At 64.0% G+C, this 17,649-nt stretch carries 17 protein-coding genes; 8 read left to right on the top strand and 9 right to left on the bottom strand.

Annotated elements, in window-relative coordinates; translation table 11 throughout:
- Positions 1-5: 5 nt before the first annotated feature.
- Together ACVIYL_RS26475 and ACVIYL_RS26470 are read right to left on the bottom strand one after the other, a co-directional pair.
- Complete coding sequence (locus ACVIYL_RS26475; protein WP_456780232.1) at positions 6-569, bottom strand: histidine phosphatase family protein; 564 nt, start codon at positions 567-569, stop codon at positions 6-8.
- 193 nt (positions 570-762) lie between these two features.
- A complete protein-coding gene (locus ACVIYL_RS26470; protein WP_253607876.1) occupies positions 763-1,002 on the bottom strand; it encodes a hypothetical protein in 240 nt (79 codons plus the stop codon).
- Positions 1,003-1,276: 274 nt separating this feature from the next.
- Here ACVIYL_RS26470 and ACVIYL_RS26465 point away from each other — a divergent pair, with 274 nt between their 5' ends.
- A complete protein-coding gene (locus ACVIYL_RS26465; RefSeq protein ID WP_253607875.1) occupies positions 1,277-2,113 on the top strand; it encodes a glyoxalase superfamily protein in 837 nt (278 codons plus the stop codon).
- A 12-nt stretch (positions 2,114-2,125) separates the two neighbouring features.
- On the opposite strand, the gene ACVIYL_RS26460 is transcribed toward ACVIYL_RS26465, so the two are convergent.
- Positions 2,126-5,938 carry a tetratricopeptide repeat protein gene (locus ACVIYL_RS26460; RefSeq protein ID WP_456780231.1) on the bottom strand — a complete coding sequence of 1,271 codons (3,813 nt, stop codon included), beginning with the start codon at positions 5,936-5,938 and terminating at the stop codon, positions 2,126-2,128.
- A 174-nt stretch (positions 5,939-6,112) separates the two neighbouring features.
- On the opposite strand from ACVIYL_RS26460, the gene ACVIYL_RS26455 reads away from it, so the two are divergent.
- Complete coding sequence (locus ACVIYL_RS26455; RefSeq protein ID WP_456780230.1) at positions 6,113-6,415, top strand: type II toxin-antitoxin system RelE/ParE family toxin; 303 nt, start codon at positions 6,113-6,115, stop codon at positions 6,413-6,415.
- A gap of 1 nt (position 6,416) precedes the next feature.
- The gene (locus tag ACVIYL_RS26450; protein ID WP_028339801.1) at positions 6,417-6,707 is read left to right on the top strand and encodes an addiction module antidote protein; all 291 of its coding nucleotides are present in this window, start codon (positions 6,417-6,419) and stop codon (positions 6,705-6,707) included.
- A 99-nt stretch (positions 6,708-6,806) separates the two neighbouring features.
- On the opposite strand, the gene ACVIYL_RS26445 is transcribed toward ACVIYL_RS26450, so the two are convergent.
- Together ACVIYL_RS26445 and ACVIYL_RS26440 are read right to left on the bottom strand one after the other, a co-directional pair.
- On the bottom strand, positions 6,807-7,649 hold the full coding sequence (locus tag ACVIYL_RS26445) for a c-type cytochrome (RefSeq protein ID WP_456780229.1): 843 nt from the start codon (positions 7,647-7,649) through the stop codon (positions 6,807-6,809).
- A 306-nt stretch (positions 7,650-7,955) separates the two neighbouring features.
- Complete coding sequence (locus ACVIYL_RS26440; protein WP_316397389.1) at positions 7,956-9,173, bottom strand: glycosyltransferase family 87 protein; 1,218 nt, start codon at positions 9,171-9,173, stop codon at positions 7,956-7,958.
- Between the two features lie 408 nt (positions 9,174-9,581).
- On the opposite strand from ACVIYL_RS26440, the gene ACVIYL_RS26435 reads away from it, so the two are divergent.
- Positions 9,582-10,787: a glycosyltransferase family 87 protein gene (locus ACVIYL_RS26435; protein WP_456780228.1), complete on the top strand. Its 1,206-nt coding sequence runs from the start codon at positions 9,582-9,584 to the stop codon at positions 10,785-10,787.
- Between the two features lie 40 nt (positions 10,788-10,827).
- Here ACVIYL_RS26435 and ACVIYL_RS26430 read toward each other — a convergent pair whose 3' ends face one another.
- From ACVIYL_RS26430 to fliL, 4 genes are read right to left on the bottom strand one after another with little or no spacing between them, the layout of a single operon-like run.
- Positions 10,828-11,640: a MotE family protein gene (locus tag ACVIYL_RS26430; RefSeq protein WP_057018623.1), complete on the bottom strand. Its 813-nt coding sequence runs from the start codon at positions 11,638-11,640 to the stop codon at positions 10,828-10,830.
- Entirely contained in the window at positions 11,637-12,101 is a 465-nt protein-coding gene (locus ACVIYL_RS26425) for a DUF6468 domain-containing protein (RefSeq protein ID WP_456780227.1), read from the bottom strand. The genes ACVIYL_RS26430 and ACVIYL_RS26425 overlap by 4 nt, the downstream gene beginning before the upstream one ends.
- Complete coding sequence (gene fliM, locus ACVIYL_RS26420; RefSeq protein WP_057018625.1) at positions 12,098-13,300, bottom strand: flagellar motor switch protein FliM; 1,203 nt, start codon at positions 13,298-13,300, stop codon at positions 12,098-12,100. The genes ACVIYL_RS26425 and fliM overlap by 4 nt, the downstream gene beginning before the upstream one ends.
- Positions 13,301-13,318: 18 nt before the next feature.
- The gene (gene fliL, locus ACVIYL_RS26415) at positions 13,319-13,807 is read right to left on the bottom strand and encodes a flagellar basal body-associated protein FliL (protein ID WP_057018626.1); all 489 of its coding nucleotides are present in this window, start codon (positions 13,805-13,807) and stop codon (positions 13,319-13,321) included.
- A 381-nt stretch (positions 13,808-14,188) separates the two neighbouring features.
- Between fliL and flgF the strand changes: the two genes are divergently transcribed.
- Genes flgF through flgH form a run of 4 tightly spaced genes read left to right on the top strand, consistent with a single transcriptional unit; the run spans position 14,189 to position 17,574 of the window.
- Positions 14,189-14,953 (top strand): flagellar basal-body rod protein FlgF, encoded by a 765-nt coding sequence (gene flgF, locus ACVIYL_RS26410; RefSeq protein ID WP_016846737.1) that lies wholly within the window; start codon positions 14,189-14,191, stop codon positions 14,951-14,953.
- Positions 14,954-14,969: 16 nt separating this feature from the next.
- Positions 14,970-15,758, top strand: coding sequence for a flagellar basal-body rod protein FlgG (flgG, locus tag ACVIYL_RS26405; protein ID WP_076825657.1), 789 nt, complete (start codon positions 14,970-14,972; stop codon positions 15,756-15,758).
- 2 nt (positions 15,759-15,760) lie between these two features.
- On the top strand, positions 15,761-16,816 hold the full coding sequence (flgA, locus tag ACVIYL_RS26400) for a flagellar basal body P-ring formation chaperone FlgA (protein WP_456780226.1): 1,056 nt from the start codon (positions 15,761-15,763) through the stop codon (positions 16,814-16,816).
- Between the two features lie 5 nt (positions 16,817-16,821).
- A complete protein-coding gene (gene flgH / locus ACVIYL_RS26395) occupies positions 16,822-17,574 on the top strand; it encodes a flagellar basal body L-ring protein FlgH (protein ID WP_028337175.1) in 753 nt (250 codons plus the stop codon).
- Positions 17,575-17,649 lie beyond the last annotated feature (75 nt).

Below are 17,649 nucleotides of genomic sequence, written 5' to 3'. Positions count from 1 at the left end.
ATCTCTCACTTGTCGCCGAACTGTATCTTGCCGATGACATCGAAATTCGTCCCATTGGGCCGAAGTACAAAGAAATCTCCCATGGCGATCGATGGTTCAAGAACGATGTTTGAGATGTTGAGATCGTGGGTAATCATCACCAGGTTTGCGGAAGACCGATACTCAAGGATGTCTTGCAAGACCCGCTCCTGATTCGAATTCGCCTGGCTTTCGGACAACACACCTGGAGGCATCAGATATTGGACAGGCGTCGCGCGACCGAATGCAAGCTTCCCAGTGTCGATGCAACGGCAATACGGGCTGGTCAGGACCTCTCCGACCGCAATCCCGTGGGCACGGAACGCTTCGCCGATCCGCTTGGCTTGCTCAATGCCGCGGGCGGAAAGGTTTACTTCCTCGGAGCAGTTTCCGGGCGCGAGGTGCCCGATCCCTTCTCGCATATCGACGTGGGTATGGCGCAGCAGGACAACCATGCCGCCTCGCTTCAATGCCACCCAGGCCTGTTCGTCATCGCCAAAGGCGTGACCGGCCGAGATCGCCAGCGAACATGCCAAAGCGAGGAGGACCATTGCTATTCTGCTGCTCAAGACTGAAAGCATTGGTCGGGAATGCTTGGGTTCAACGAGCCCTTAGCGATACCATGGATTCGGTTGAATGATCGAGATCGGGAATCTCGCCGGTTGGCCCATGGCGTCAACATAGGCGTGGCTGCCTGGCGCCGCTCTCGGGGCAAGCGGCCACAGGCATTCGTCGATGCAGGCCTTAGTCGGCCTCCACGTCATACTGCTTGCTGAGATGGTCGCCGATCTGCACCAGCATCGCGACGCATTCGGGATAGCCGGGCCTCGCCACCGTGGCGTCATCGGCGCTGGCGCGAAACTCCCAGCTGTCGCCGTCGCGCAGCACGGAGATGTCGATGCCGTCGGGGCAGTCGGCATGGGCCTTCAACTCGGCCCGCGCCATCGCGATCAGTTCGGCTTCGGTCTTGATCGGCTTGCTCATGTAACGACGTCCTCCCGGCGCTGTGCAACGGACGCCATGGTTGCCGATTTGACGGCACGATGTCGAGAGCATCGCGTGCGATCACAACCAGTTGCAATTGACAAAATACTCGTCCCCGGCGAACATTTGGCAGGGTCGATACCACCCGCCGCTTGCACCCCGCCCGGGGACGGTGAAGGTATCAAGCCATGCTTCAGGCTTCCTTTGCCCGCACGAACGGGTCAGCAACGCAAGCCCCTGACGCTTTCCGTTCGTCGATGCAAAGGTTGATCCCATGCGCGACTTTCGTGATGCCAAGGCCATGGCTCAGACGCTGCGCGAAGCGCTCGGCGCCAAATCGATCCCCCTCACCCACAGCGACAGCCTGGAACTGATCGCCAAACTATTCGGCCAGCGCGACTGGAACACGCTGGCGGCACGGATACGGGCCGCCGGCGGATCCGCCGATGTGCTGCCTTCCGCTCAGCAATCGCCGCCGGACGTCATGCGGCAAGAGATCGCAGTCGCTGTGGCGGTGCTCGACCGCTATGCCGGCTTCTACCAGCTCAGCGAGCAGGCCGTCCTCAGTGTGATGCGCGAGGATCACCACTTGGCTGTACAGCTCACCGGGCAGCGTGCCGTACCGTTCTTTGCGGAGAGCCAGACCGAGTTTTTCGCCAGGGAGGTCGACGCGCAGATCAGCTTTGTCATCGCGGCTGACGGTCAGGCGACGTCACTGATCCTGCATCAAAATGGCGACAAGCCGATGCCGCGCATTGACGCTGCAAGTGCGAAACAGATTGCGGATCGCACCGCAGAGCGTGTGAAGAAACAGTCGCCGGCTCCAGGAACCGAGGCTGCGGTCCGCCGCCTGATCGAGGGGGTCGCATCGGGACAGCCCGACTATGCGGACATGACCCCTGCGCTCGCCGCGGCGACCCGCGAGCAATTGCCACACCTGCAGCCTTTCCTCGCCGACCTCGGCGCGATCGAAGCCACCCGCTTCCTCGGCGTCGGCGCGCAGGGCGAGGATGTCTACAGTGTGCGGCACGCCAACGGCGCCTCGCATTGGCGGATCGCGCTCGACGCCACCGGGATTATTTCGACCGCGTGGGTGTCTGCCGGGCCGTGAGACCCAGCGCGGCTACGGCGCCGCGCTGGCGCGGCGCTCGCCCTTGATCGCCGGCAGCGCGCTCACCGGCGCGACCTTTGGCTTGTCAGTCACCGATCCGGTCGCGACCGGATCGGGCAATGGCGCGCGGGCGGTGGCGTCGGGGAAGCGGGTCTTCATCTCGCGGATGAAGCCGTCGAGCGTGTCGACGCTGGCGGCCATTCGCGCGATCTGGGCGAATTCGGCGCTGGACGTCGCCACCGGCTTGCTGGCCGAGTCGAAGGCGAGCTTGTCGGCATCGCCGGACATCAGCGGCGCGTATTTCTCGCGGAACCGGGACAGCCCGATGGCGTCCTCGGCAAGCGCGTAGCCGACCACGGCGCGGATGATATCGGCCTTCTCGCCCGGATTGAGCGGGGTGAAGTCGCGCCAGCGGTCGCCATAATAGAGCTCGATCTGCTCGGACGCCTCGCGCCAGCGCCGCGACGCCCAATAGATGTCGGAGCGCAGCCGGATTGCCTCGCGGCCGGTGATGTTCGAGATGATGTCGAGCGCGAGATCGTGCCGGCCAACGTCGCTCTGCGCGCGCGCCTCGAGCAGCAGCCGCTGCTGGCGCAGCTCGCCGGAGAGATCCGCGATCCGCGTCGAGCGCAGCGCGGCAATGGCGCGGTCGGGCTTGCGGTTCATCAGATAGACCATCGCAAGGCGCGCCGCGACCTGGGCGCGGGCCGCGCCTTCAAGCCGCTTGTCGACCTGGTATTGCAGGAGGTCGGCGGCCTGGTCGAGCAGATCGACGCCGACCAGGCGGTCGGCGAGACGGCGGATCATCTCGTCGCCGCGGCGGCCGATCGGCGTCAGTTCGCGATATTCGTAGAAGGTGCCGAGCGCATCGATCGGCGACATCTCGTCGCCCCTGGGGCCGAGGTAGAGCTGCACGAACAAGGCCGAGGCGCCATCCTGCGCCTGGCGCGATTCCGGCGCATTCGGCTGCAGCCGGGTCGCCGCACGCGTCACCGCGAAGGCGTCGGCATAGCGCGCCGTCTCGGCGTAGATCTTCGACAGCACATACAGCGTCTTCAGCTCGATATTGTCGCCGCGCCACAGCATCGACAGCAGCTCGAGCTCCTTCAGCACATCGTCGCGGCCGATCTCGCCGCGCTTCTGCTTGAGCAGCGTCTCCAGCAACCTGCCTTCGGCGGCAGCCTGGCGATCGGCCGAATTGGCGGCGAAGCGATAGGCGTCGAGCGCATCCTTCTCCTGGCCGAGCGCCTCGGCCAGCCGGCCGCGCAGCACCGCAACCGCGGGCTTCAGTTCGCCGGGAACGCCGACTACGTCGAGATCGCTCTTGCGCCGCGCGGCGCCGGCATAGTCCTTGACCTCGAGCGAGGCCTTCATCGAGTCCATGGTGACGATGCGCTGCAAATCGGGCGGCAGCGTCGCCACCGCGAATTCGGCGTTTTTGAACTTCTCGCGCGCCTCGGCCCATTTGCCCTCGCGGGCGAAGGCGAGCCCCTTCCACAATTGGGAATCGTAGCCGTTGCCGATCACGGGATTGGCGAGATCCTTGAGGCCCTGCGCCGGGTGGCCGATCAGGATGCTGGCGACCGCGTGCACCATCACCACCGACGCCGTCTCGCTGCCGCGCTTGCTCTCGGACAGGATCAGATTGGCGACACCATGGGCTTCCTGGTACATGCCGCGCGCCATGTAGAAGTCGGCGAGATCGAGCCGCGCCTGCGGCAGCTGCTCGGCATTGGCCGACGCGGTCGCCGCAATCAGGCCGTCGAGCTGCTTGAGGAACGTGTCTGACTGGTTCTTGCGCCACTCGTCCGGATCGAACAACGGCTTCACCGCCGCGGTCGCGCGCTCGGCGGCGACGTCGGCCGATGACAGCGTCAGGCCGCCCGGCCGGCCCAGCATCACCTTGTCGGCGCCGACCTCGGCCTTGACGTCGTCCGCGTTCGGATGAACCACGACGCCGTGGATCGATTCCAGCAGCGAGAGCTCGACGAAATCCTGCCGCTTGATGATGCCGCGGGTCGGCGGCGGCGCGGTCACCACCCAGAGCGTATCGCCGGCGTCGGGATCGACCAGTCTGTGCAGCTGGCCGGGATTGGCGAGCGGTACGCTGACATTGGCGAGCGAGGGCTCCGAGATGTTGCGCACCACGGTGAGCGGCAATGGCGGCTTCTGCACGCGGTCGGCAAAGGTCAGCGTCCAGCTCACGCCGCGCGAGCGGTCGTCGCTTTCGAGCGACGGCATCTGCGGCCGGTTGAGGCGGAAGCGCACCGCCTGGCCTTTCTCCAGCGCGATCCGGCTGACATCTGATATCAGCGAGCCGGCCTTGGCGCGGACCGGATCGACGTCGATTGCCTCAGCCGTGTCGAACACCATCCAAACCGTGTCGGCGCGGCGGAACAGCGCCGCCGGCGTCGCGCCGGGGAATGAGAACGTCACGCGCAGGCCGCCGCTGTCGCGCTGGGCCTCGACCGCGGGCTTGCCGCCGGCACGGGCCTCCGCAGCGGGCGGCGATGGCGCCGCAGCCGCCTCCGGCGCTTCCATCGCCGGCGCGGCGGCGACAGCAGGCACCGGCCGTGGTGCGTCGGTCACGGGCGCCGTGTTCTGTTCCGCCGCAGAGCCGGCACCACCGTCGTGCGGCGGGGTCGGCGCAGCAGCGTTCTCGGCGTTGGCCGCAGGTGCCGCCGCGATTTTCGGCAGCTCGGGATCGGACGGTTCCGATCGGGGCTGCTCCGTTTTGGCGGGCGCGGCCGCCGGTTGCTCGCTCGTGGCTTGCTCCGGCTTGAGCGGCTCGGAGCGCAGCGGTTCGGACTTGGCAGGCTCGGACTTCGGCGGTTCGGTTTTGGACTGTTCAGGCTTGATCTCGATCTTGGCCTGCTGGGCGATGCTTTCCGACGTCACCGGCGCGATCGCCGCGGCGCCTTTCGGTTTGGCGCGCGGCGTCGGCAACATTGAGCTCAGCGAGGGCTTTGCCGCCTGCTGCTCGTTCTGCTGGAAGGCGACGTCGACGATGTAGTTCTTCTCGTCGCGGAACGAATGCACGTCGACATCGCCCATCAGCGACACGTCGACTGCCGACGTGTCCGTGTCGGCGCGCGCGCTGATCGACGCGACATTCGGTGGGGCGGCGACCTTGGCATCGGCAAGGTCGAAGGTCAGGACCGAGTTGAAGGACAGTGTCAACTTCTGCTCGTTCAGCACCGAGGAGACACTGACCCCGTCGGGCACCTCGAACACGAAACGGACGAAGGTGGGTTGCACCAGCGCGCGAACCCGCACCGGCGGCTTCTTCTTGGCGGCGTCGGCGGCACGCTGCATGCGCAGCAGGCGCTCGGCGGCGCGGGCGCGCTCGGCAAGCTCGCGGATCACCTCCTGCGGCAGCGACGGCGGCGGGCCGGTCCAGCTGTCGGGCAGGAAGTCGATGAAGATGCGCTCGCCGGCGGTCATGGTGTTGATGGAGACGCGGCGCGCCAGCGACAGACGGATCGCCGAGCCGTCGGGATCGCGGCGCGCGGCGCCGACATAATCGGGCACCGCATCCTGCAGTTTCTCGACGGGGATATCGACCGGACGTTTGAAGCGGATCACGATGATCGAGCCGGCGGTCGTGACCTCCGACTCGACATCCTCCTTCAGCTTCAGCACCAGCCGGGCATAGCCGTTCGCGGCAGAGAATGTCGCCTCACCTGGCACCGCGTCTTCGGCCCGCGCCGCAGTCGGATAGGTAAGGGTTGTAAGCGCAAGGGCGGTGGCAAGCAGGCACAGACGCGCGGTCCGCGCCCAGGCGCGGCCTAGCGACCATGTTCCAGCGGCAGCCGTTCGCGCCATCTCGAAACGTTTTCTCGGGACCCCAGCCATACCAAGCGCGAAGCGCCCTCGCCCACGCTTCCCGATCTTGGATCGGGCGGCGTTAAGGAGCTGTTAACGTCAACGGATTGTTTCGGACCGGCCCCTGCCACGGAATGACTGTGTACTATAGTTGACAAATCGACCGCGTTGTGTATGATAATACACCTGATCCAGGTCGTTCAGACCGACGCTTTTGCGCACTGGCTCAACTCGCTAGCCGACATAAAAGCGGTCGCCCGGATCGGCGCACGCATCCGGCGTCTCGAACTCGGAAATCCAGGCGATGTGAAATCGGTGGGCGAAGGCGTGAGCGAGATGCGGATCGATTACGGCCCCGGCTACCGGGTATATTTCACGCGTCGAGGCAAAACCATCGTGCTCCTGCTCTGCGGTGGCGACAAGCGAACCCAAAGCAAGGACGTCAAGGCGGCCCAGACGATGGTGAAGGAGATTTGAGATGCCGCTCAAGACGACCAAGTTCGACATCAAGGATCATCTGAAGACGCTAGAGCAGCAGATCGCCTATCTCGAAGCGGCGCTGGAAGAGGACGATCCCTCGTTCATCGCGACAGCTATCGGCGACATCGCCAGAGCTCGCGGCGTATCGCAGTTTTCGCGCGAAACTGGCTTGAGCCGCGAAGTGATCTACAAGTCATTCCGGCCCGGCGGCAATCCGACTATTGAAACCCTGAACAAGGCGACAAAAGCGCTCGGTTTGAAGCTGAAGCTTGTTCCGAGCGCCGCCTAGCTGCGCAGATAGCGGTGCGCGCTATCCTCGCAGAATTGGAGTCAGCCAGGGGCCCGCTGCGCGGCTGTGACCGGACAGGATTTGGCCTTGCAACGAGCCTTACTCCGCGCTGCCGGGTACCGTGCGCAAATACGCCACGATGGCATCGAGGTCATCGGAACTGATCCGGGCGTAGTAGTGGTATCCCATCGGTCGACCGAGACGGCTGCCATCGCGGCTGACACCGTCGGTGATCGCACGCTTGATCTCGTCGTCGCTCCATGTGCCGATCCCATTGGTCTTGTTCTGCGTGATGTTGCGTGAGACCGAGATACCCCACGGCCCGGAGAATTTGACGCCACCCGCGCCAAGACTGCTCTTGTATTCTCGTCCCCTCGGTCCAATCGGCGTATGGCACGCCATGCAATGCGCGATCGTGACAAGATAGAATCCCTTCTGCACCTTGTCGCTCATCATCGGTTCGGCGAATGGGTTCTCGCCGCCCGGCGGAACGTTCTCGACTTGAGGCACCTTGTAGATCGGATCGGGCACCTTGTTGTGGACCGGCGTGACCGTACGCAAATACGCGACGACCGCGTCGAGATCATTTTCCGTCAGGATGTGATAGAAGCTGGTCGGCATGACCATCGCGGTATGCACACCCTTTGGGGTCTGCCCGGTCCGCAGCAGTTTCTTGATATCGGCATCGCTCCAGTTTCCGATGCCTGTTTCCTTGTCTGGCGTGATGTTGGCGGCATGCACTGTGAACGGCGGCTCGTCCCAGTATCCTCCGCCCGAGAACGCCTTCTCCAAAACATCGCCGTTCGGTCCCTTGGGCGTGTGGCAATTGCCGCAAGCCAGAATGCCGTTGACAAGGTAATCGCCCCGCTTGACGAGTTCGAATTGGGCCCATGCCAGATTGGTGGTGGCGATGACGACAAGCATCATGAACAGGCTACGCATATCGGTTTCCTCGAAATTTCTTGGTGATGAAAAATTCAATTTCTGATCGGGCGCAGCTTCGCGCCCGGCACAAGAGCATTCAATCAATCAACTCAAGCGGCGGTCCATGCGATCGCAATCGCGGAAGGCTCCAAAACAGCGAAGTCACGCCGGTCTTCCTCACGCCAATGCTAGACCCGCATCAAGCACTTTGGCAATGTCCGCGATGGCTCGGTTGCAATGGCCTTGGCGCCGCCAGCGTTGTTCTGCGCCCTTGCTCCCGCGCCAATGGCGATGTTACGGAGGTCCGCGTGAGGTGCTCCGAACTCAGACCGTCGCGACCTCTCGCTCGCCATGCGCCGCTTGCCGCGTCTGCATGCTCTCCCGGACCAGCAACCAGCAGAACAGGATGATGACCGGAGAACCAAAAGGCAGCGGCTTCACGACCGACAGCTGATAGAGGACAGGTAGGTAGAAGACCATCGGCGCGAGAAACGTCACGCCAAGGACCATTTTCGACCAGGCCGGAAAGCCGACCCTCAACCATTCGCTGAGCATCCAGGCCAGCGGCAGCGCCATGATGAGCATGTCGTAGAACAGGCAGAACGGCGTAATCAGGAGGCAGGTGAGCACGATGATCGAGCGTTCAGTCGCAGCACTGATCTTCTGACGCAACATCCAGACCAGCACACACGTCATGCCCAGCGCCACGAGGCCGTGAATGATAAAGGCCGTGTTGACGCCGGCGCCGAGCAGGCGCGCTGTCGCGTACACGCTCTGCAGCAATGAAAACTCGACGTCGCCGTTCTCCAGAGCCTGACGGGCCGAGTGAGAGACGTCGAGGAAGTTGAGCCATGTATCGAGGCCGAACAGCAGCGCGGACAGCACGACGAGCGAAATCGACGACAGGCCTGCCCAGATCAGCGTGCGCCAGCGACCTGTGACGATCAGGGCGATCGGCACGGCCAGCGCCAAATGCGGCTTGATCACCATCAGCCCGAGGATCGCGCCCGCGAGCTTCGGCCTCCGGTCCATGATGTTGAGACCGCACCCAAGGATCGATGCCGTCAGAAAGGCGTTCTGCCCCGCCACGGCATTAAGATAGACCGGCGCATAGGCAAGGATCGCGACCAGGCACCAAGGCGTTCGCAAGATACGCCAGATCACCGCGGCGAACGACGCCGCCGTCATACCAATGAACACGAACAGCGAGGCGAAATACGGCGCGAGCGCGAGCGGCACGCACAAAAGCAGCATCGTCGGCGGATAGAAGAACGCCTCGTAGCCCTCTCGCAGGTATGGAGCTTCCGCGAGCAGATGCAATTCGGGCACATAAACCTCGGCGGGATGCCCGGCCAACACCTGGAGCGACGCGGCCCAGAAGGTCAAAAAGTCCGAGCCGAGCAGAAAGTTATTCGCGCCATAGCCGCCATCGCGGTAAAACAGCAAAAGCGACCTCGCAAGGGTCAGCACCAGCACAATTGCGATGCCACTCACGTATAATCGGGCGCGCGGCGCGGTGAGCCATGGCATGTCTTTCAGCATTGGCAATTCCCAAAACACCACCTTGAGACATAGCGACTTCAATTCCAGAATGACAAATCGGTTGCAACTTAACGCTACCGTTTAAGGCTACCATAACCGGCGTACACTTCTCGGCGTCGATAGGCGTTTGGCTTCGCGGAGACCTCGTCGAGCCCACACCATCGGAGGAGGCGAACATCCGCGTCTGCCAGCCGGCACATGGCGCTGCAGCGCCTCCGGACGGCGCCGGCTTCGGCCTTTGCACGAGAGGATTAACCTCGATCCACCGGGCATCCGCGGAACTTCCAGCGATTAACCCAACGCCGCAGGGAGATCGGCCACTCGCTTGCGCCACCGCCAGTTGCGGTATACAACCGCTTGCATTTCAAGCAATTCTTAGTTTCTGGCAGTTTCATGAACGGATTTGGAATGGTGCGCGCCCGTGCGGAGCGCAGCGGATACGACCGTGCATTGGCCATTGCCTGCCTCATCGTGTTGGGCTTTACCCTGTACTGCGTGTTACCGAAAGCCGTTGACGGTACCGGCGCGACCGGGCTCGACTTTTCGTGCTTTTGGAGCGCGGGGAAAATGGCTCTCGATGGCCATGCCGCCACCGCCTACGATTGGCCGCGGTTGCGGCAAGCGATCATTCAAATACATCCCAGCTTGAACGACGCTCCGTTCCCCGTTTACGAGGTGCCGATACCGTTTTTCTACCCGCCGTTTTTTCTCTTTGCGGCGACACTGCTGGCACTGCTGCCGTTTCCGACCGCGTTCTGGATCTGGAGCACCGCAAAGCTGCTGTGCTGGGCGCTCGTTGTTTCCGCCATCCGGCCGCGCTTCGCCGTACTGCTGCTGGCATTCGCCGTGCCAGCCGTCCTGTACGATTTCATCGTCGGACAAAGCTCCCTGCTGGCGGCATCGCTGCTCGGCGCGATTCTGCTGACGCTGGACCGGCGTCCGATCGTCAGCGGCTTCCTGATCGCGCTGCTGATCTTCAAGCCGCAATATGGCGTCCTGCTTCCCCTCGTTTTGATAGCTACTGGACGCTGGACCGTCTTCATCACAGCCAGTTTGGTGACACCGGTGCTCTTGCTGCTTACCGGGCTTACCTTCGGCTGGGACACTTTTGAGGGGTTCCGTGAGGCCACCGTCTTCGCAACGACGCAGTTCCATCTCACCGGCACGCTGGCCTGGTACAAACTGCAGAGCGTCTACGGCGTGCTTCGGTTTGCCGGTTTTGGCTATGGATCGGCCATGGCACTGCACGTCGCGGTCGCTGCGGCAGCCGCGACGTGGACGCTGATCATATGGCGCCGCAACGTCAGCTTCGCCGTCAAGGCCGCGAGCCTGCTCGTCGCGACCCTGCTCGTCTCTCCCTACTTCGCGATCTACGATACGGCGGTACTGGCTCTCGCGCTCATCTTTCTCATGAACGCGCCCATGGCCGAACATGGCGCGCTTCTCTCGAATCGCTCCGAACTACGGATCGGGTTCGGCGTGCTTGTCCTGGCGGGGTTTACCTACCCGGTCGCGCTCGTGCCCGTCGGTCCGTTCATGTGCGCGACCCTCATCGCGATGATCTGGATGCGATGCAGGCAACCCGGCGTCAAGTCGGATCTGGCTTACGGCTGACCAGGCCACCGCCAATTGGCGGACTTTCCGATAGCTCCCATCAATTCGTCTTCGGCGTGAGCATCTTGCCTTCGATCTTGGGAAGATCGTCGGTCGAGGCCGACTTGTCGCCGCCGGCACGGCGGGCGAGTTCGACCGTGAGCCGTTCGGCGGCTTCCGGCTGCATCAGGCCGAGGATGTCGGACATCTTGCGCGGCTGGATCTGCGAGGCGATCTGGTAGAGCACATTCATTTCCAGGCGATCGAACACCTTCGCGGCGTCCTTCGGCTTCATGTTCTCGTACATGGTGACGATGCCCTTGAAGCGCGCGGCATCGGCTTCCGCCTTTGCCGCGGCATCGGCATTCGTCTTGGCATCATTGGCCTTGGCCTCCTCGACCTTGGCCTCGATGCGCTTCTCGGCGGCCTTCAGCAGGCTTTCGCGGATCTCGACCTCGCGCGCACGCGTCTCGAGCTCCTGGCGGCGCGCCTGCAGCCGCTCCAGGATCGCGCGCTCGGATGCCGACACTTGCGGCGGCGCATCCAGGTTGACGACGACGCCATCGGGCTTGGACGGCTCCGCGGCCGGTGCGGCCGGCTTCGGCGCCTCGTCCTTCTTGGCGTCCTTGTGCTCGACCGATCCCGTGATGTCGCCGGGATCGGCCTTGATCTTGCTGTCCACCACCGCCTTGCCGGCGCCGGGGAAGTTGAAATTCTGTTGCGCCCAAGATGGGCCAGCCGGGCCGGCCGGCGGCGTATCGTCGGCGAACACGTAACCGCCATCGAGCACGAGGCCGGCGACCTTCAGCACCATCAGGCCGAAGATCGCGACCAGCACCACGGGCATCACTCTGATGTCACGAAGCAACTTCATGCAGCGAGACCGCCGGCCCTCCTGCGCTCGGTGAAGGCTTCAGCCGCCGCGGCAACCGCGTGCGCGGCCGAGCCCCTGGGCGCCGGCGCCACTGGCGCGGCTGCTTGCGCCGGTGCCTGCGCGGGCTCGGACGGCCGCGCGGCCATCGCGATCTTGGACAGGCGGCGCACCACGTGGTCACCCTCCGCCAGCTGGTTCTTCAGCAGCGCCGACATCTGCGTCGCCGCATCGAGCTGATTGCCGAGGTTCTCGTTGACGTCGCGCACCGCGTGCTTCAACCCGCCGATCGCCCGCTCGGCGATCTCGGTCGCGGTGATCAGTTCGGCGATCGTCGCCTTCAGCGAATGTTCGTCGGCCTTCAGCCGCTGCAGCCGCTTGTTGAGCAGCCAGCAATAGCCGATCGTCAGCATCAGCAGCACGGCTACCAGACTCTCGATTGCTAGTCCAAGCACATGACTCATGGTGCCTCCATCATCTTGGTCCGCTCGTCCGCCTTCTCGAACATCGCGAAGGTGGTTTGGGGTTTACGCAAATTCTTGGTGACGCGGATCGCGACACGGTCGCCGACCCGGCCCATGCGCCCTTCCGTCAGGGTGACATTGCCGCAGCGCACCGAGACCAGCGCGTCGGAGCGGATATCCAGCGGCAGGGTGTCGCCGACCTTGAGCTTCATCAGCTCCTTCAGCGGGATATCGGCCTCATAGAGCACCGCGTCGACCGAGATCTCGGCCTGCGCCACTTCGGTGGCGAAATGGCCTTCCCAGATCGGGTCGCGACCGAATTTTTCGCCCATGAACATCTGCAACAGCACGTTGCGGATCGGTTCGATGGTGGCGTAGGGCAGCAGCAATTCGACATTGCCGCCGCGGTCTTCCATGTCGATGCGCAGACGCACCAGGATCGCGGCATTGGCCGGGCGGCTGATCGCGGCAAAGCGCGGGTTGGTCTCGAGCCGGTCGATCGTGAAGGTCACCGGCGACAGCGGCCGGAACGCCTGCTCGGCATCCGACAGCACCACCTCGACCAGGCGCTTGACGAGGTTAGTCTCGATCGTGGTGTAGGGCCGGCCCTCGATGCGCAGCTGGGTCTGGCCGCGGCGGCCGCCGAGCAGCACGTCGATCATCGAATAGATCAGGCTGGAATCGACGGTAGCGAGCCCGAAGTTCTCCCACTCCTCCGCCTTGAACACCGAGAGCACCGCCGGCAGCGGGATCGAGTTCATGTAGTCGCCGAAGCGCACCGAGGTGATGCGGTCGAGCGAGACCTCGACGTTGTCGGAGGTGAAATTGCGCAAGCTGGTCGTCATCAACCGCACCAGGCGGTCGAACACGATTTCGAGCATCGGCAGACGCTCGTAGGACACCATCGCGGAATCGATGATGGCGCGAATGCCGGAATGGTCGTCGAGGCTGACATCGCCGACCGTAAAGCCGAGGAGATTGTCGATCTCCTCCTGCGACAGCACGCGCTCGCCATTGGTGCTCTTGCTGCCGAAGTCGCGGCTGCCGTCCTCGACCATGGCGGCCCATTGCAGCGCCATGTTTTCGGTGAGCTCGTTCTTGGCCGCTTCCGCCGCGGCCGCCGCGGGATCCTCGGAATCGAGCGAGGCTTCCCACTGCGCCGCAATGGCGTCCTGGTCCATCTGGTCGTTGCCGGCCATGGCTTTACATCCACCCCGTCACTGGATCACGACTTCCTTGAACAGCACCGCGTTGACCTGGTTGGGTGCCAGCGCGAGATTGACGCGCTTGGTCAGCTCTTCCTTGAGGCGGAACAGGCCGGCCGAGCCGTTGAGGTCGCTCGGGCGCAGCTCGCGCATGTAGGTCTGGAACAGGTCGGTGACGCGCGGCAGCGCCGGCTTGATCGCCTCGACCTGTTTCTCTTCCTTGACCTCGAGCACGAGCTTCAGCTTGAGATATTGCACGCGCTCGCCGGGCGCGCCGACCAGATTGACCAGCATGTCCGGCACGTCGACGAAGCTCGGCGGCTTCGGCGGCGGCGCTTCGGCGTGCTGCTCCTCGCCGTGGCCGCGCATGAAGAAGAACCAGCCGCCGGCGCCCGCGCCGAGCACGACCAGGAAGCCGACGACGGCAATGATCAGCTTGAGCTTGCCCTTCTTCGGAGCGGCCGCGCCCTCGCCGCTGTCCGTCTTTTCCTCGTCCGCCATCGTCCGCCCGCTTCACTCTGAAGGATGCGAACGCGATTTGCCCCAGCCTTGGCCTGAAGACGCGATACAAATGCCGCCGGCGCACACGCGCCCCAATGCCGGCAACACTGGGGTCATAATGGTTAACGGAAGCTTAGGATTTACCTTCCACTAGGAAAAAACTGCCGGGCAAACATGGTCAACAAGACCTTTCTGCCGCCCTACCGGGCCTCCAGACAAACACCTAAGTCATTCAAATATTTGAATATTCTAAGTTGGCACGGCTTTCGCTGAGAGGACGGCGTAACCCGCGGGTTTGGGAGAACCCAATGGTTACCGACGGTCCGGCGTGAAGGTTTGGGAGAACCTGCATTCGGATCACCTCACAGGGGAGAACCACCGATGCAGAATACGCTTCTGGTCGGCCTATCGAAGCAGATGGTGCTGGAACGGCAGATGGATGTCGTCTCCAACAACATCGCGAACATGAACACCAACGGCTACAAGGCCGACCGGTCGCTGTTCCAGGAATATCTGTCCTCGAACGCACATGAGGACAATTTCGCCTCCTCCGACCGCCGCGTCTCCTTCGTGCAGGACCGCGCGACCTTCCACGATTTCTCGCAGGGTCCGACCGAAGAGACCAAGAACCCGCTCGACGTCGCGATCGACGGCAATGCCTTCCTGGTGGTGCAGACGCCGGGTGGCGAGCGCTATACCCGCGAAGGCAGCCTGCAGATCAACAATCGCGGCCAGCTGGTCACCGCCTCGGGCTATCAGGTGCTCGGCACCGCCGGCCCGATCACCTTCCAGCAGACCGACCACGACGTCTCGATCGCCGCCGACGGCAACATCACCGTGCTCGAGGGCACCTCCCGCCTCGACTCGATCCGCGGCAAGCTGCGCCTCGTCTCGTTCGCGCAGGCCCAGCGCCTGCTGAAGGAAGGCTCCAACCTCTACGCGCCGGGCGAAGGCACGCAGGCGCTGCCGGACACCAAGGCCCAGATCCGCCAGGGCTTCATCGAGAAGTCGAACGTCAATTCCGTCGTCGAGATGAGCCGCATGATCGAGATCACGCGGACCTACACCCAAATCGCCTCGCTGCTGCAGCAGCAGAGCGACCTGCACAAATCGGCGATCGAGAAACTCGCCGACGTGCCGAACTGATCGGGGGGATTGACCGATGCGCGCACTTTATACAGCTGCGACCGGAATGGCGGCACAGGAACTCAGCGTTCAGGTGATCTCCAACAACATCGCGAACCTGCGCACCACCGGCTACAAGAAGCAGCGCGCCGCGTTCCAGGACCTGATCTACGATCATGTGCGCCGGGTCGGCGCGCAGGCCTCCGATCAGAACACCATCATACCGATGGGCATCGACCTCGGCGGCGGCGTCAAGACCGTCGGCACGCCGCGCATGATGACCCAGGGCACGCTGTCGCCGACCGGCAACGATCTCGACATCGCGATCCGCGGTGAAGGCTTCTTCAAGATCCTGATGCCGGACGGCACCTTCACCTACACCCGCGACGGCTCGTTCCAGATGGACAATCAGGGCCGCATCGTCAACGCGCAGGGCAATTTGCTGCAGCCGACGATCACGATCCCGCAGAACGCATCCGGCCTCACCATCAATGCGCAAGGCCAGGTCTCGGTGACGCTGCCGGGCCAGACCGCATCGACCAACATCGGCCAGATCGGCCTGACCCGATTCATCAACAAGGCCGGCCTGATGCCGATCGGCGACAATCTGTTCCAGGAAACGCCGGCCTCCGGCCAGCCGCAGGACGGCACCGCCAACACCGACGGCTATGGCGACATGCAGCAGAGCAACCTCGAACAGGCCAATGTCGAGGTGGTCTCGGAAATCTCCGACCTGATCGCCGCACAGCGCGCCTATGAGATGAACTCGAAGGTGGTCTCCGCCGCCGACCAGATGATGCAGTCGACCTCCAACCTGTTCCGCTGAGGATGATGTCGATGATCGCCCGCTCACTCCTGATCGCAGCCGCGCTCCTCGCCGTCACCGTGGCACCGTCCGCCGCGCAAAGCCGCCGCGAGACCATCGCGGTGCCGACGCTGCGCGCCAGCATCACGGTCGCCGACGACATCGTGCGGGTCGGCGACCTCATCGACAACGCCGGCAGCGCCGGCAGCGTCGCGGTCTACCGCGCTCCGGACCTCGGCACGACAGGCACGCTGCCGGTCGCGCAGGTGCTGAACGTGTTGCGCTCGCACCAGGTGATCGGCGTCGATACCCGCGAGCTGAAGGAGATCACCGTCACCCGGCTGGCACGCACCATCGACAGCAAGGAGATCGAGCAGCAGGTGTCGCGCGCGCTGGAGGGCCGCCACGGGCTCGGCAGGGCCGGCAACATCGCGCTGACCTTCGACCGCGATCCCGGCGACATCCGCCTCGAGGCCACCAATACCGGCGCGATGCAGCCGATCGCCGTGCGCTACGACCCGCGCTCGACGCGTTTCGACCTGACCTTCGAGATCGGCAACGACGCCGGCGCCGCGCCGTCGAAGCTGCGCTTCACCGGAACCGCGATCGAAACTATCGAGGCCGCCGTGCTGACGCGCAATGTCGAGCGCGGCGACGTGTTGAAGGCCTCCGACGTGATCGTCGAACGCCGTCCGAAAGCCGAAATCGGCAACGACGCGGCGGTGCGCGACAGCGCCGTCGGCATGCAGGTCCGCCGCCAGCTCCGCCCCGGCCAGGCGCTGCGCGTCGCCGACCTCGCGAAGCCCGATCTCGTCACCCGCGACCAGAATGTCACGCTGATCTATCGCACTGCCGGCCTCTACCTGACGATCCGCGGCAAGGCGATGGATGGCGGCGCCGAGGGCGACACCGTCAGCGTGATGAATCTGCAGTCCAAGCGCGCCGTTTCCGGCGTCGTCACCGGCCGCGGCGAGGTCTCGATCTCGGTCGCGCCCCCGCGCCCGGCGCCGACCGCCGACGCCACCGAATCCAATTCCGCTTCCGTCAAGCTGAGTTCAGTCGCACCAAACGCCGAGTAAAGTTCATGTCCCAGTACCGCATCAACCGCCTCGTCCTGACCGGTGCGCTGCTCGCGCTCGGAACGATCGCCAGCGGTTGCTCGTCGATCGACCGTCTCTCCCAGATCGGCGAGCAGCCGAAGCTGTCGTCGATCGACAATCCGACCACCCAGCCCGGCTACAAGCCGGTGCAGATGCCGATGCCGAAGCCCGAGGTCGCCTCCTACAGTCCGAACTCGCTGTGGCGCAGCGGCTCCCGCGCCTTCTTCAAGGACCAGCGCGCCGCGCGCGTCGGCGACATCCTGACCATCACGGTGAACTTCACTGACAAGGCCGCGATCGCCAACGAGACCCAGCGCAGCCGTACCAACTCCGAGGATTCGGGCGTCACCAACTTCCTGGGCTCGCAGACCATCACGCAGCCGAACAAGATCCTGCCCGGCCGCATCCTGACCGCCGACTCCACGGCCTCCAGCGACGGCAAGGGCTCGGTGAACCGCCAGGAAGCGTTGCAGACCAACGTCGCCGCGGTCGTCACCCAGGTGCTGCCGAACGGCAACCTCGTGGTCGAAGGCAAGCAGGAGATTCGCGTCAACTTCGAAATCCGCGAGCTGATCGTGGCCGGCATCGTGCGCCCGGAGGACATCCAGAGCGACAACACCATCGATTCCTCGAAGATCGCGCAGGCCCGCATCGCCTATGGCGGCCGCGGCCAGATCACCGACGTGCAACAGCCGCGCTACGGCCAGCAGGTTCTCGACGTGCTGCTGCCCTTCTGACGGCATGATCCCGAAGAGTGGAAACCGGTTTTCGGAAACGGATCATGCCTGAGTAGGACTTTTACGAGCTCCCAC

Source organism: Bradyrhizobium sp. USDA 3315 (genome assembly GCF_054056795.1).
The sequence above is the reverse complement of the archived record's forward strand: the minus strand, read 5'-3'. Positions and strand labels throughout refer to the sequence as shown.